Source organism: Streptosporangium amethystogenes subsp. fukuiense, from assembly GCF_042665875.1.
Taxonomy (GTDB): domain Bacteria; phylum Actinomycetota; class Actinomycetes; order Streptosporangiales; family Streptosporangiaceae; genus Streptosporangium; species Streptosporangium fukuiense.
The window spans coordinates 2,530,967-2,545,122 of the sequence record NZ_JBHTEE010000001.1; the positions used below are offsets into that span (position 1 = coordinate 2,530,967).

The following is a 14,156-nucleotide window of genomic DNA, read 5'->3' on the forward strand; positions in this document are numbered from 1 at the left end:
CTGGAGGGGAGAACCGTCAGACGGGCGTCACCCGCAGGGCGGGATAGTGGGCCGAGTTCAGGTACAGCTTGTCGGTGCCGTGTTCCTTCTCCAGCTCCAGGACGAACCGATAGCGGTAGAGCCCCGGCCGGGCCTCGCTTATCACCGCCCCGGCCCAGTAGTAGTAGACGGCGGTGTACTGGTCGCGCATCCGGTCGGGAGCGCCGTAGATCTTGAGCTCGGTCATGATCCGGCGTTCGGCGACGTCGTCCTCGTCACCCTTCTCGATGTCGAGGAAGACCAGGTTGTTGATCTTCGGCATCGGGGGCCAGGTGCCGTCCGTACGGCGCTGCATGTCGATCGGGCGGATGATCCAGTTGATCACCTGCCCCTGCTTGCAGATGGTCTCCAGATGGTCGGTGCCCTGCCCGACCCCGCCGACGCTGTTGTCCATCATGTAGAGGCAGCCGTCCAGGGACTTCGTCGCGGCGGCCTTCTCCATGTCGACGAGGGTCACCACGTTCAGCTGGACGGAGTTGAGCTGACCACGATCGGCGAAGTCCGCGGCCGCGTATTCCTGGGTCATCGGCCTCCCTTTCCCTCGTTGGCGGGACCGGCCAGGGCCGGCCGGGCGGTGGGGGTGAACGGCGTGCCGACGGTGCCCAGCAGGAACGAGAGCCGGTACGGGACCGGTTCGGTGAGGTCCTGCTTGACCTCGGCGGTCCAGAACACGATGTCGGTGCCGGGATACACCTTCCGCGTGGGCTCGGCGATCCGCGGGTCGATCTCGATGTCGGCGAGGGCCACGTAGGTCTCGCACTCCAGCGGGATCACGTTCCACAGCAGGGTGTCGCCCTTGCGGACCCGGCTGTGCAGCTCGGGGGTGCCGAAACCGGTGGATCCTGCGGCCTTGTTGGTGTCATAGAAGTAGAGGTTGTCGTCCAGGTTCTCCGACGCCAGCGCGGCCACGGGGTCGACCACCGCGGTGATCGTCACGGGCCGGACGGGCCGGGCGGGCCGGCGTTCGGACTGTCTGTTCCTCGGGGGCATACTGCTCCTCCAGTCGAGAATGCTCCGGCTCGGGCCGGGTCAGCCGGCGGCCGGGACGGACGGGAGAGGGAGCACGCCCAGTCCGGCGCCGGTGAACCCGTTGCGCTTCGGATCGTTGATGATCTTGAGACTGGACTGGCAGGTCAGGTCCACGGACTGCCAGACCAGCTCGTCGTCCTGCTCGACCAGCTCGTGCAGCTGGACGTGCATGGTGTACGGGTAGACCCCGGGCCGGCTCGTGTCCACGGTCGCGGCCCAGTACCAGCCGTCGTAGATCATGTCGGGCGACCCGTACTGGGCCGGGTACATGATCTTCTCGCTGACGGCCTGGCCGGTGATATCGGTGATCACCGGAGCCGGGTAGTTGTAAGCGCCGGGGCTGCTCGTGGTCCTGCCGGTGACGTCCAGCAGCTTGGCCTCGGTGAGGCCGCGTCCGCTGCCCGACTTGCGGGCGCGCTTGCCGACCCGCCGCTGCAGCCGCTTGAGATCGGCGTCGCTCACGCTGCCCTCGCTGCCGAGCGCGGCCAGTTCCTCCAGGGTGCGCCGGTCGTCGGCGCGTTCCTGCTCGGCCAGGTAGTTGCGTGGCACCGTCGGGGGGATCGACCCCAGCGCCGCGGGCAACCAGTTCAGCACCTGCTCGGTCGCCTGCGACCCGTCGAGGAAGTGGGTGCCGGGCACGATCGTCACCAGCTGCTCGGTGCCCACCCCGACCGAGCCGAGCAACTTCATGTTGTCGAACCAGTACGTGTTGCCGTCGAGCGACCGCGTCCGGAGCGCGTTCTCGACGTCGAAGAGCACGATGATCCCGTGTTGCTGGGCCATGAAACCGCCTTTCGCAGAACGTGGCTCACACGCGCAGCAGCGCGGGCGAGTCGATGTGCAGCACGCTGTTGGGTCCTTCGTGGAGCTGGAGGGAGATTCGGTACCGGTACGGGACACCGGGCGTCATGTCGTAGGGCACGACGCCCTCCCAGACCAGGAGGTCGTAGTTCTCGTGCCCGTTGGAATCGGTGGCGTCGGCCCCCGTCCCGGACACGGCGGCGGGTGCCGGAACGGTGGAGGGCTCCACCGGATGCGGCGGCACGGCCTGGTCGGCCGGGGGCGAGGCGGTCGCACCGGACAGGAACTCGATGGCCTTGATCTCGACCGGAGTCTGCACGTCCACATGGATGGGCGTCCATTGGACGACCTGTCCCGGGACCACCGCCGTGATGAGTTCCGGAGTCCCCTGGTGCCTGCTCCCCGCCGAGCTGTCGTCGACCAGCGAGAGGTTCCCGTTGTGCAGCGTCCGGTCGGACAACGCCCCGACGGCGTCGACCATCACGACGATGCTGATCCTGTCTTTCATGATCCTCCCTTGTCGGATGTCATTCGGGCGTACGGGCCATCAGGCGCTCAGCCCCGGTCCCTGACCAGCGGCGTCTTGCCGACGGTGGTCCGCTCGATCTGGGGTGAGGAGGGTGGCACGAACACCAGCCGGAACCCGTATCCGGTCTGCTCGATGGCCGCCGCGTTGGCCTCCCGGTCGTTGAAGAGCGACAGGGAGCTCGGCAGTGCCTGGGTGAACAGCTGCCGCGTCCCGCTCGGGCCGAGGGCGTGCTCGACGGCCGCGGCCGTGCCCTCGGCGTCGTCCACCGCCGCCAGCAGGGTGAGGGTCCGGTCCTCACGGTGGTTGTGGAACTGGACCTCGTGCGCGACCAGGTCCAGGTCGACGCCGGCCGTCGAGCGCAGCCGCCCGCGCAGGGCCGCGTAGGCCAGCGTCGCCGAATACTGGCTGTCGTTGAGGTGCAGCACGTCGGCGGTGCGCCCGGCGAACTCGAATCGCTCGGTGCGCAGCCCGGGCCCGGTCAGGGCGGGGCGGCGGATCATCCGATCGCCGAGCTTGAGCCGGAGCAGCGGCGTCTCGTCGGCGTGCAGCCGGGTGACGACCAGCTCGCCCTCCTCGCCTTCGGCGACGGCGCGGCCGTGCTCGTCCACGATCTCCACCAGGTGCAGCCCCGGCACCGCGGAGAGCGCCGGCGAGGTGTGGTCGAGCTGGAGACCGACGCACTCGGCCTGGGTCGCGGCGAAGTAGCTGAGGATCGACACGTTGGGGAAGAAGGCCTGCAGCTCGTCGCGCTTGCGCTGCGGCAGGGAGCCGCTGCCGTACATGGCGACCCGGAAGCTCGCCCTGGCGTGCGAGGGCAGGCCCGCGCCCAGCTCGGGCAGGAGCGCGATGCCGGCGGTGATGCCCATCAGCGCCTTGTGGCCCGGGTAGGAGAACATGTGCTCCAGCACCGGCGCGCTCACCGGTCCCGCGCCGATGTAGTTGACCCCCGGGACGTGGGACAGGACTCCGCCGACCATGGTCCCGCTGCTCCACATCTGGTAGTCGGCCAGGGTGGTGAACAGCCAGCGCGGCGCGGGGCCGCGCAGGTAGCGGCCGAGCTGGTAGGCGCCCATGAACGCCCCGGAGATGCGGTAGGTGTCGCGCAGTTCCCGCAGGGAGTACACGATCTCCAGGGGCATGCCGTCACCGGTGCCGCCGCTGGCCACCACCTCGAACCCGCCGAACTCGAGCGGCACGACCATCCCGGCCCGCGCGCCCATGAACATGTCCCGCTGCACGGTCTTGTCCGAGAGCGGGATCCGCTCCCACTCGGACATGTCGGCGGGGGCGCCGCGGATCCCGAAGTAGTGCAGCCGCTCGCGCCACAGCGGGTTGAGCAGGGCGAGGCCGACGAGCTGCTGAAGCCGGCGGAACACCAGCGCGTTCTGCAGGTCGAGCGGGGACTCGCAGTACGGGACTCCGGTGAGCCGCCCGCACTCCTCCAGTTTCCCCGCGAACGACGGCAACCGGGTGACGTCGTCCACCGAGCGGGGCCGCAACTCCTCCTCGGGGATCAGCCGTGCCGCCAGCTCCGCCGAGGCGGCGATGTCCAAATCCGTCATGGTCATGAATGACTCCCGTTCCGCTGGTCGTGCCGGGCCGCGGCGCTCGCGCGCAGCACCCGTTGCCCGATGTCTCTGATCTCGGCGATGAGCATGGCCAGGTGGTCGGCGTCGATCAGGTGGTTCATCACCACCACGCGCAGCGCCGCCACCCCGTCGATGTCGACCTTGGAGATGAAGAAGCGCCCGCCGCCCCGGATCCGGTTGCGGATCTCCAGCTGCAGCCGGTGCACGGTCGCCGGTTCCAGGCCGTCCGGCCGGTACCGGAAGCACAGGATGTTGGACTCCGGCTCGTGCGCCACGGCGAAGTCCGGCTCGGCGGCGAGCATCTGGTACGCCTGCAGGGTCACCGCGCACAACCGGTCGACCTTCTGTGCGAACAGCGCCGGGCCGTAGACCGACCAGACCGTCCAGAGCGGCATGATCATCGGGCGCTTCGTGCACTCGAGGTTCTTGTCCGCGCTGTCGTAGGCGCTGTAGACGTCCGGTTCCTCGTCGAAGACGTAGCTGGCGCACTGCCGGAACGCACCGCGTGCCGCCGTGCCGTCGCGGTAGAAGAGCAGCGTGCACGGCGCCGGCATGAACAGCATCTTGTGGGCGTCCCAGGTCAGCGAGTCGGCCTGCTCGATGCCGCGCAGCCTGTCCCGGTGCCGGTCCGACAGCAGCAGGCTCGCCCCGTGCGCCCCGTCCACATGGAGCCAGAGCCCGTACCGGCGCGCCACGGCCGCGAGTTCCTCCAGCGGGTCGAAGGCGCCCATCGACGTGGTCCCGGCCGAGGCCACCAGGCAGAACGGTCGCAGGCCGCGCCGGTGCGCCTCGTCCAGTACCGGGCCGGCCAGATCTGGGCGGATCCGCCCGGCCCGGTCGACCGGGAGCCGGACGATCTGCCGTTCCCCGATGCCGAGCACCCCGGCCGCCCGGGTCACGCTGTAGTGGGCCTCCTCGCTGACCGCGATGGCCGGGGGATCCGGCATGCCGCCGGCTCCGCGCGTCCAGATCTGCGGGAAGGCGCGGTTGCGGGCGGCCAGCAGCGCGGTCAGGTTGGCCAGGGAGCCCCCCGAGGTCGTCACCATGGCGAACCGGTCGCGGTCCCAGCCGATGAAACGGTTGAGCTCCTCGGCCATGAGCCGCTCGGCGACGCTGGGGAGCTGCCCGGCCTCGTAGAAGGAGGAGGGCTGGTTGACCACCGAACCGACCAGGTCGATAAGGCTGGCCAGCGGCACCACGCCGGAGAACTGCCGCCCCATGTAGCCGGGTGAGTAGACCGGGATGCCGGTCCCCGTGTACAGGTCGACGATCTGGTTCACCCGGTCGGCGTCGAAGTCGGCGATGCGCTGCCGTTCCGGGGTCATCAGTTCCCGGGCGGCCTTCAGCAGCACCGCCGGATCGAGGAGGTCGAGCCCCCGGACCGACCGGTCGCCCAGATACGTCGTCAGGCGACCGACGATGTCCACGGCGCCGTGGTGGAAACGTTCGGGGTCGAAGGCCGCGGCGAGACCCGGCGTGGGCGACCGGGAGCCTTCGCCGGTCGTCGGCTCTGGAAGGGAACTCTGGACATCGGAAAGTGAACTCGTCATGGAGCAGACTCCAATGATCCGGCGTCGAGAACGCCCATGTGGTCGCGCCTGGGCGAGAATTCGAACATGGTGCGTTGAATTCCCAGGCGATCACATGAAGGTTCTCGCGAATAAACGCGTGATCTGCGGTGATGCGTCGAACGGGAAAGGGATCCTCGGCATGCGGGGGCACGGGGCGGCATACGTGCCGCTGCTGAGCCGTCCTGACGGATTGGAACGGTCCAACTTCAAGGGAGAATGTCGACCGACGATGGTGGGAGATGGCACGAGAGGGCCTCGTTGCCCCCTGTTCACGCCTTGTTCAAGCAGTTCGGATCAGTCCGGCGGTGATGTCGCCGACGATCAGGACCTGAAGGAGACCTAGCGTGGACGAATCGCGATTAATTCGACCTGAATTTCATCCGCCGTATACGTTGGCGCGCCTGTCATGTAAGTGAGCTAACCATTGATGCCAGGGGGGCGCAAGACCTCGAATGCAGGTGGAGTGACAGATTCCGGCCACAGTTACTTGCACACGGCGATTGAGATGGAGGATTTTCGGCGGTTCTCAACCGTTTTAGGGCTTATGAGTTTTTCTCGCAAATCTGGGGCGAACCCGGAATTCGAGACCGCCACCTCGACAGACGAGCCCATTAACATGACATTCTTATTACATATGTCTATATTCTCGAAAATGCATCAGAAGGCTTTACAAGGTGATATGTCGGTCTTTCCCGGCACGTCGGCACTAAAGGGCCATCCAATCGAGCCGCCGCGCGCCGGCAGCGGTGTGGCGCGGCGGCCATGGGCCGCCGCGCCACGGGTGCGGTGTCTCGGGGGTTCGGAGGTCAGTTCGCGCTGCAGGAGACCGTCGGCCAGGTCGAGTTGCCGTTGCGCTGAATCGTCACACCCCAGTTGTTGCCGTTGCCGTTGGGCCTGGCGGTCAGCACCTGGGCGCTGGGGTAGCTCGCGCTGATGTTCCAGGAGGCCATGATCTTCGCCGGGGACGGGACGTTCATCGTCACGGTCCAGTTGCTCGAACCGCTGACCGAGACGTTGAGGTTGTACCGGTCACTCCACTGCTGACCCGCGGACAGCGACGCGGTGCAGCCGCCACCGCCGCCGCCACCGCCACCGGAGGAGGAGCCGTCCACCGTGATATTGGAGTTCCCGCTGCTCTGATATCCCTCTGTTGCGAGGATCATGTAGTCATGGCTGCCAAGACTCATGCCAGAACGGGCCCATGCGTCGAAGTGGTTGCCGCTGGTTATGGTTCCGCCCGTTTTCTTTGACTGCCGTACGCTCCAGTACTGATTGAAGGTTCTGATGCCTTCGATGGAGGGGGCGTTGGTTCGCGTCGTCTGGTAGATGTCGTACGTGCCGCCATCGCTGGTGACCGTGCCCTTGTAGGTCCCGGTGGGCCGGTAAGTGCCCCAGTTGTCGACGATGTAATACTCCACGAGTGGGTTTCTCGTCCACCCGTAGAGCGTCAGATACGCGTTGCCGGACGGGTTGAAGCTGCCCGAGTAGTTCACGGTCCTGCGGCCGCCTGTGCTCCAGCCCTTGCCGGCGACGAAATTCCCGGTGTTGCTCCATGAGGTGCTGTAATTGCCGCCGGACCCCAGTTCCATGGAGACCGTACCCTGGCTGTCGGTCCAGAACGAATAGAAGTAGCCGTTGTTGGTGCCGGTCTGATTGGTGGTGACGGCCGCGTGGGCGGTGCTGGGCGACATCGCCACGACCACGGCCAGCGCTGCGGCGCAGGCGCGGCCGATGAGCAGCCTGGTGTGGCCGCGTCCGCGGCTCCTCGGGCGGGCGGGGGCGTCGTTCATGCGCGTGCTTCCTCCTCGTGAGGATCGGCCGGGAGGCCGGGCGGCGTGATACGACCCGGCGGGGCTGTCGGCGGCCAGGGGACGGCGACCACCGCGCGCCGGCGTCGTACGACGTGGGGGGTTGGCCGGTCGTCGTGCGGTCGGCGACCGGAGGAGCAGGTCGCGGCGGGTGACTCGAATCGACGGTGACTGAGGCCTAACGATGCTGAAAGTATCGCCGTGATGACGAAAGTGTCGGCCTGAGTCCGTGCGCTGTCAACAACTCCCGAGGGCCCATGAAGGCTTGATCTTAGCCAAGGACGTCTTGAGCAAACATTGTGCCTGCTCAGGTAGCCAATCCCGGTCGATCGAGTTCGAGATCGGTCGGTGAAATTTTCGGAGGCTTTCCGAATAATTCGGCGTATCCGGGCGGCGGCAGGGAGGTCTGGACACGGCTCTCGCGCCGGCCCGGTCGGTCACGGCCTCGCGCGTCAGTTGCTTGTGGCCGACCGCGGCAGGCTCGCCCCACGCGGCATCGCGCCGGCCACGGCGAAAGCCCCGGTCCGCGGTCAACAGATCATCCGCGCGAGAGTCTGCTCACCGGCCGAGTTCCTGCTCAGTCGGGGAGGACCGAGAGGCCGGACCGGGCGACGATGGCCTGGAGCGCGGCGACATGGCCGGTGTAGGCCGCGCGTCCTTCGCGGGTGAGGCTGAACCACGTCCTGGGTCGCTTGCCGACGTACCCTTTGCGGATCCTCACATAGCCGGCCGCCTCCAGGGCGCTCGCGTGTTTGGACAACACCGAGTCACTGACGCCCAGGTTGTCGCGTACGAAGGCGAACTCGGCCTCCTCGGCGGCGGCCAGCAGGGAGACGATCTGCAGCCGGGTCGGCGCGTGGATCGCCGGGTCGAGTCGCGACGTCATCGCTTCGGCGTCTCCGCCCGCCGAGCGGTCCGCGCGGACATCCACCGGGCCAGGAGCGGCGCGGTGACCGCCACGATCACGATCATGGTCACGCCCATCACGGTGCGCGGATAGGCGACGCCGAGTTCCTTGAACCACAACGCCAGCACGGAGCCCGCGAGACCGGTGGTGACCAGCCAGACGGTGAAGCCGACCCATGCCCATGGATCCGTCATGGAGGAGTGCGGCCGCAGGTTCGCGTTCCTGACGTCGCTCACGAACTTGAGGACGGCGGCGACCAGGCCGGCCGACAGGGCCGCCACGGCGATCCAGAACCACCAGGCGGGTGCGATCTCGGTGACGAACTGCATCCCGGTGACGAAGATCCAGACCGCCACCGGGTACCAGGCGGGGAACATCGGCGGCGCGGCACGCAGGACCCTGTGCTGCGTCTCGTGGACCTGAGCCAGCGACCGCGCGGCTTCTTCCGGGGTGATGTCCATGGCTGCTCCCTCGCTCTTTCCTATCTGGAAAGTACTTTCTGGTTTCCATATCGTCAAGTACTTTCCAAAGCTGGTCAGAACGGCTCACCCCGCCAAGCAGCCGGTCTCATCGGCCGGGGAGATGCCGCAGGCGGGCTCACCCGCGCGGACATGTGATCGGCGAGGATCACCGCCTGGCAGCGAGAACGCGAAACCGGCCGGTCGCCCGGCACTTCCCGGTCCGCCCCGGGTCAACCCCCCGTGGCCGGCGATGCCGTGGCCAGCCAGGCGTCGACCTCGACCAGAAGCGCCGCCTTGAGCTCCCGGGAGGCGAACGAGGCCTCGATCGAAGCGCGAGCCAACTCGGCCATGACGTCGTCGCCGTATCCGAGGACCTCGCGCAACCGCGCGTACTCGTCGGCCAGTGCCGTCTCGCCGTCGGTGTTGACCGTGACCGCCAGCCCGGCCGCGCGCAGCCTGGGCAGGGGGTGTTCGGCCAGCGAAGGAACGAGCCCGAGCAGGACGTTGGAGGTGGGGCAGACCTCCAGCGGAATTCCGCTCTCGCGCACCCGCGTCACCAGCGCGTCGTCGTCGAGCACCCGGATGCCGTGCCCGAGCCGCTCGGTGTGCCCGACGTCCAGTGCCTCGCGGATGCTGGCCGGGCCGGCCGCCTCCCCCGCGTGGTGCACCAGGTGCAGCCCGGCCTCCCTGGCCGCGTCGAGCACCTCGGCGAAAGGCGTCAGCGGATGGTTCTCGTCGCCCGCCAGCCCTATGCCGATCACCTCGTCGTAGCGGGCGGCCAGCTCGTACGTCCGCCACAACCGCTCCACCGAACGCCGTCTGGAGTGGTCGAGCAGCACCCGGCTCCGGATCCCGAACCTGGCGCGGCCTTCGGCCAGCCCGTCGAGCACCGCCTCCAGCGGCATCTCGGGCGCTCCGAGTCGCTCCCCGTGTGCGGCTGCGGTGAAGGTCACCTCGACGTAACGAGTGCCCTGAGCGGCCTCGTCCTCGCAGAACTCCACCGCGATCCGGCGGAAGTGCTCGGGTGTGCGCAGCGACTCGCGCACTTTGGCCCGCTGGTCGGCGAACGCGCGGAAGTTCGCGAACGGGCCCTCGGGCTCCGGCGGGCCACCCAGCTCCCGCACGGTTCCGGGACGTACGGTGCTCTCCAGGTGGACGTGCAGGTGGGCCTTGGGAAGCAGGCGGAGATCTCTCACGTCAGGGCATGCTAGTGCGACGTTCCGCAAAGCGGGTGGACAGGCTGTGGCGGTGCTGGGCCCGGGTCCTCAGCGAGCTGTCCGCCGAGAACCCGAATCCATGACCTCCCACTCGAAGAGCCGCTCAGTCGGTGCCGAACTCCATCGCGGCGCGGTCGAGCATCTCGTCGTCGCCGGAGACCTCGCCGCGTGAGGCGATGGCCTCGGCACCGCCCTGCGGCATCGCGCCGATCAGTCCGGTCGAGGCCGCCTGGGCGGCGCCCACGAGCGCGGGATGGGTGGTGCCGACCATGCCGAGACTGGCGTACTGCTCCAGCCTGGCGCGCGAGTCGGCGATGTCGAGGTTGCGCATGGTGAGCTGGCCGATCCGGTCCACCGGGCCGAACGCCGAGTCCTCGGTGCGCTCCATCGACAGCTTGTCCGGGTGGTAGCTGAAGGACGGGCCCGAGGTGTCCAGAATCGAGTAGTCCTCACCGCGCCGCAGCCGCAGCGTCACCTCACCGATGACCGCCGTGCCGACCCAGCGCTGCAGCGACTCTCGCAGCATCAGCGCCTGCGGGTCGAGCCAGCGGCCCTCGTACATCAACCGGCCGAGCCGCCGTCCCTCGGTGTGGTAGCTCGCCAGGGTGTCCTCGTTGTGAATGGCGTTGACCAGCCGTTCGTACGCCGCGTGCAGCAACGCCATCCCAGGCGCCTCGTAGATGCCCCGGCTCTTGGCCTCGATCACCCGGTTCTCGATCTGGTCCGACATGCCCATGCCGTGCCGCCCGCCGATCATGTTCGCCTCCATCACCAGGTCGACCGGGGTGGCGAACTCCTTGCCGTTGATCGTCACGGGGCGGCCCTGGTCGAAGCCGATGGTCACATCCTCGGCGGCGATCTCGACCGCGGGATCCCAGAACCGCACGCCCATGATCGGGTCCACGGTCTCGATGCCGTTGTCAAGGTGTTCCAGGGTCTTGGCCTCGTGGGTGGCGCCCCAGATGTTGGCGTCGGTCGAGTAGGCCTTCTCGGTGCTGTCGCGGTAGGGCAGGTCGTGGGCGAGCAGCCACTCCGACATCTCCTTGCGGCCGCCGAGTTCGGAGACGAAGTCCGCGTCCAGCCAGGGCTTGTAGATGCGCAGGTGGGGGTTGGCGAGCAGGCCGTACCGGTAGAACCGCTCGATGTCGTTGCCCTTGAACGTCGAGCCGTCGCCCCAGATCTGCACGTCGTCCTCGATCATCGCCCGGACCAGCAGGGTCCCTGTGACGGCACGACCGAGCGGCGTGGTGTTGAAGTAGGCGCGCCCGCCCGAGCGGATGTGGAACGCACCGCAGGTGAGCGCGGCCAGGCCCTCCTCGACCAGCGCCGCACGGCAGTCGACCAGGCGTGCGATCTCGGCACCGTACGCCACCGCGCGGCCGGGCACCGAGGCGATGTCGGGCTCGTCGTACTGGCCGATGTCGGCGGTGTAGGTGCACGGAACGGCACCCTTGTCGCGCATCCACGCGACGGCGACCGAGGTGTCGAGGCCGCCGGAGAAGGCGATGCCGACGCGCTCGCCGGCGGGCAGGGAGGTGAGAACCTTGGACATAGAACAAGAGTATGCACTGCGCTGCATGGTCATGCAAACTCTCGACCTGCGGTTCGCGATCTCGCGCGGAGGCCGCGGCCATCCGCGCTGTTCACCGAACACCGCCCACCTGCGGGCATACGGACTCCCCGCCCGGCGCGAGCCGAGCAGGCGCCGGCCGGCGGGCGCCCGTCCGCCGGCTCGGAGGGTTCCGGGAGCGGCGAGGACCAGGCGCCTCAGAGCTTGCCGAGGCCCCGGGCGAGGATCGTCGCGGTGTCCGCGATCACCTTGTTGTCGGCGACGGCGTCCGCGGCCCTGCCGTTGGTGTAGATCGACATGATGACGGGCGCGGCCGACGTGCCGGGCCAGACGATCGCGACATCGTTCGCGCCCGCGTACTGCGAGGTCGTGCCGGTCTTGTCGCCGACCTTCCAGGTCTTGGGCAGGCCCGCGCGGATGCGGGCGTCGCCGGTCCGGTTCGCGATCAGCCAGTTGTTCAGCCGCGCCCGGTCCTTGGCGTCGAGGGCTGTCCCTGCCGTGACCGCGCGCAGGTCACGGCCCATGGCCGCGGGCGTCGTGGTGTCGCGCCTCTCCTTGGGGTTCCAGTCGTTGAGCTCGGTCTCCCACCGGTCCAGCCGGGAGATCGGGTCCTTCAGCGTCCGGAAGTAGCCGGTCAGGCCGGCCGGGCCGCCGAGTTGCCTGAGCAGCATGTTGCCCGCGGTGTTGTCACTCCGGGTGATGGCCGCCTCGCACAGCTGCGCGACGGTCATCCCGTCCTTGACGTGATCCTTGGTGACCGGGGAGTTGTCCTTCACTTCGGCGGCCGTCCAGCGCACGACCTTGTCCATCAGGCCGGGCTCTGAGGTGCGGGCCCTGTGCAGTACGGCCGCGGCGGCGATCGCCTTGAAGGTGGAGAGCATCGGGAAACTCTCGCCCGCGCGATAGGTGACCGTCTTACCGGTGGCGGTGTCGACGGCGTACGCGCCGATGCGGCCCTTGAAGGACGCCTCCAGCGTGCGCAGTTCCTTCCTGGCCCCGGCCTCGCCCGATACCGCCTGGGGCGCCGGTGGAGCGGCGGACGCGGTGGATGTGTGGCCTGCCGCGGCGATGCCCGTCAGCGGGACGAGCGTGAGTGATGCCAGTACCGAGAGTGCGGCGTGTCGCAGACGCATGGTGACGCCTTCCGGTCGTGGGTTGGATGCGCCAGGCAGTCTCACGCCACCGGCTGACGCGGTCAAAGACAAGAACAGTGTCCGCGCGGGCCGGAACCAAGCGAAGACCAGTCCCAGGAGGGAAAGCAGGAGCCGATGCCGTGGACGGGGGGAGTCGAGGTGGAGCATCTACTGGCGGCGCCGCGGCCGTTGCCGGCCGATCCGCAGTGGAGCGGGCGGCGGCCAGGTGACGGACTGTCCGGAGGCCGTAGAGCACCTCACTCATGACCGACTCCCCGGTGTGCGGCCCGCCCACGCCGCGCGAAGCAGGATCTCGACGGACTCCCGGGAAACGGGTGCGGGATTGGACGGCGGCACGACCTTCATGACCCGGGCCGCCGCGCCGGGGATGTCGAACTCCGCCATGCCGACGTCCTTCAACGCGCGCGGTGCGTCGACCTCGCCGCGGAGGCGCTCCAACGCGGTCACGGCCGCCTCGGCCGGATCGTCCTTCTGGCCGGGCCGGGCGCCGAACGCCCGCGCGATCCGGCGGGCGGCGTCCGGGACGGCGGGCGCGTTGTAGGCGAGCACGTGCGGCAGGACGATCGCATGGGTCTGCGCGTGCGGCAGGTCGTAGGCGCCGCCGAGCACATGGCAGATCTTGTGGTGCAGGCCCGAGCCCGCCGACGCGAAGGACACCGCGGACAGGTACGCGCCGTACAGGCACCGGTCACGTCCGTCGATGCCCTCCGGCTCGGCGACCACCTTCGGCAGCCCCGTGGTCAGGGCCCGGATGCCTTCGAGCGCGAGCGCCTGGTTGATCGGGTCCGTGCCCGGAGCCCACATCGAGTCCACGCAGTGGGCGAGCCCGTTGAAACCGGACGCGACCGAAAGCGCGACGGGCAGGGACAGGGTCAGCACCGAGTCGTAGATCACCGTGACAGGCAGGACCGCCGGATCCAGCCCCGTCGTCTTCTCCCGGTTCTCGGTCAGGCCCCACATCCTCGTGGCCTCCGACCCGGCGTACGTGGTCGGCACGGCCACGATGGGCAGGTGCGTGGTCATGGCGACGGCCTTCGCCAAGCCCGTCGTCGAACCGCCGCCGACCGACACGAGGAGGTCGGCCCCGGCCTCCGCGGCGGCCGACCTGGCCCGCTCGGCGACCTCGACCGGCACGTGCTGGACGACCTCGCGCCAGCGCAGCGAGACCGGCAGTCCGGCCGACACCTCGTCCGCGATCCGCGCCTCGCCGTCGCCCGCGATCAGCATCACCCGCGAGGCGCCGAGCCGCTCGACCTCCTCGGCCAGGTGCCGGCGCGCGCCGCCGGCGTCCAGAATGACGCGCTGGCCGAGCGTCTCGTGGGTGAACGCCAATTTGTGATCGGCCATCGGTCTGCCCCCTCGTATCGTCTCCGGCGGCGGAGCCGGGTTGGACGAGCTCGAAGAACCCCCACCGAGGGTTCTCGGGGAACGTACCGGAGAGCCCCCGGCGAGTAGGAGATCTTCTCGATCACCTGGGTGGG

Annotated in this window: 13 protein-coding genes; all 13 read right to left on the minus strand. The window is 68.8% G+C overall.

Annotation, left to right across the window (positions count from 1 at the left end; translation table 11 throughout):
- Positions 1-16 precede the first annotated feature (16 nt).
- Positions 17-565: a hypothetical protein gene (locus tag ACFQVD_RS11050; protein ID WP_343965975.1), complete on the minus strand. Its 549-nt coding sequence runs from the start codon at positions 563-565 to the stop codon at positions 17-19.
- A complete protein-coding gene (locus tag ACFQVD_RS11055; protein WP_343965977.1) occupies positions 562-975 on the minus strand; it encodes a hypothetical protein in 414 nt (137 codons plus the stop codon). Before ACFQVD_RS11055 ends, ACFQVD_RS11050 begins: the two co-directional genes overlap by 4 nt.
- A 93-nt stretch (positions 976-1,068) precedes the next feature.
- On the minus strand, positions 1,069-1,851 hold the full coding sequence (locus ACFQVD_RS11060; protein WP_343965979.1) for a hypothetical protein: 783 nt from the start codon (positions 1,849-1,851) through the stop codon (positions 1,069-1,071).
- Between the two features lie 25 nt (positions 1,852-1,876).
- Positions 1,877-2,377, minus strand: a complete 501-nt coding sequence (locus ACFQVD_RS11065; RefSeq protein WP_343965981.1) for a hypothetical protein — start codon at positions 2,375-2,377, stop codon at positions 1,877-1,879.
- A gap of 47 nt (positions 2,378-2,424) precedes the next feature.
- Positions 2,425-3,966 carry a hypothetical protein gene (locus tag ACFQVD_RS11070; protein ID WP_343965983.1) on the minus strand — a complete coding sequence of 514 codons (1,542 nt, stop codon included), beginning with the start codon at positions 3,964-3,966 and terminating at the stop codon, positions 2,425-2,427.
- Positions 3,963-5,537: a pyridoxal phosphate-dependent decarboxylase family protein gene (locus ACFQVD_RS11075; RefSeq protein ID WP_343965985.1), complete on the minus strand. Its 1,575-nt coding sequence runs from the start codon at positions 5,535-5,537 to the stop codon at positions 3,963-3,965. The genes ACFQVD_RS11070 and ACFQVD_RS11075 overlap by 4 nt, the downstream gene beginning before the upstream one ends.
- Positions 5,538-6,364: 827 nt before the next feature.
- Positions 6,365-7,348, minus strand: coding sequence for a glycoside hydrolase family 11 protein (locus ACFQVD_RS11080; RefSeq protein WP_343965987.1), 984 nt, complete (start codon positions 7,346-7,348; stop codon positions 6,365-6,367).
- Between the two features lie 595 nt (positions 7,349-7,943).
- A complete protein-coding gene (locus ACFQVD_RS11085) occupies positions 7,944-8,252 on the minus strand; it encodes a transcriptional regulator (RefSeq protein ID WP_343965989.1) in 309 nt (102 codons plus the stop codon).
- Complete coding sequence (locus tag ACFQVD_RS11090; RefSeq protein WP_343965992.1) at positions 8,249-8,734, minus strand: hypothetical protein; 486 nt, start codon at positions 8,732-8,734, stop codon at positions 8,249-8,251. The genes ACFQVD_RS11085 and ACFQVD_RS11090 overlap by 4 nt, the downstream gene beginning before the upstream one ends.
- A 230-nt stretch (positions 8,735-8,964) precedes the next feature.
- On the minus strand, positions 8,965-9,930 hold the full coding sequence (add, locus tag ACFQVD_RS11095) for an adenosine deaminase (RefSeq protein ID WP_343965994.1): 966 nt from the start codon (positions 9,928-9,930) through the stop codon (positions 8,965-8,967).
- A gap of 124 nt (positions 9,931-10,054) precedes the next feature.
- On the minus strand, positions 10,055-11,503 hold the full coding sequence (gene argG / locus ACFQVD_RS11100) for an argininosuccinate synthase (protein ID WP_343965996.1): 1,449 nt from the start codon (positions 11,501-11,503) through the stop codon (positions 10,055-10,057).
- Positions 11,504-11,718: 215 nt separating this feature from the next.
- Complete coding sequence (bla, locus tag ACFQVD_RS11105) at positions 11,719-12,654, minus strand: class A beta-lactamase (RefSeq protein ID WP_343965999.1); 936 nt, start codon at positions 12,652-12,654, stop codon at positions 11,719-11,721.
- 261 nt (positions 12,655-12,915) lie between these two features.
- On the minus strand, positions 12,916-14,022 hold the full coding sequence (locus ACFQVD_RS11110) for a maleylacetate reductase (protein WP_343966002.1): 1,107 nt from the start codon (positions 14,020-14,022) through the stop codon (positions 12,916-12,918).
- Between the last annotated feature and the right edge of the window lie 134 nt (positions 14,023-14,156).

Excerpts from the sequence above, each read along its gene's own strand:
- ACFQVD_RS11050 (WP_343965975.1), bottom strand. The coding sequence starts at position 565 with ATGACCCAGGAATACGCGGCCGCGGACTTCGCCGATCGTGGTCAGCTC.
- ACFQVD_RS11060 (WP_343965979.1), bottom strand. The coding sequence starts at position 1,851 with ATGGCCCAGCAACACGGGATCATCGTGCTCTTCGACGTCGAGAACGCG.
- ACFQVD_RS11065 (WP_343965981.1), bottom strand. The coding sequence starts at position 2,377 with ATGAAAGACAGGATCAGCATCGTCGTGATGGTCGACGCCGTCGGGGCG.
- ACFQVD_RS11070 (WP_343965983.1), bottom strand. The coding sequence starts at position 3,966 with ATGACCATGACGGATTTGGACATCGCCGCCTCGGCGGAGCTGGCGGCA.
- ACFQVD_RS11075 (WP_343965985.1), bottom strand. The coding sequence starts at position 5,537 with ATGACGAGTTCACTTTCCGATGTCCAGAGTTCCCTTCCAGAGCCGACG.
- ACFQVD_RS11080 (WP_343965987.1), bottom strand. The coding sequence starts at position 7,348 with ATGAACGACGCCCCCGCCCGCCCGAGGAGCCGCGGACGCGGCCACACC.
- ACFQVD_RS11085 (WP_343965989.1), bottom strand. The coding sequence starts at position 8,252 with ATGACGTCGCGACTCGACCCGGCGATCCACGCGCCGACCCGGCTGCAG.
- ACFQVD_RS11090 (WP_343965992.1), bottom strand. The coding sequence starts at position 8,734 with ATGGACATCACCCCGGAAGAAGCCGCGCGGTCGCTGGCTCAGGTCCAC.
- argG (WP_343965996.1), bottom strand. The coding sequence starts at position 11,503 with ATGTCCAAGGTTCTCACCTCCCTGCCCGCCGGCGAGCGCGTCGGCATC.
- bla (WP_343965999.1), bottom strand. The coding sequence starts at position 12,654 with ATGCGTCTGCGACACGCCGCACTCTCGGTACTGGCATCACTCACGCTC.
- ACFQVD_RS11110 (WP_343966002.1), bottom strand. The coding sequence starts at position 14,022 with ATGGCCGATCACAAATTGGCGTTCACCCACGAGACGCTCGGCCAGCGC.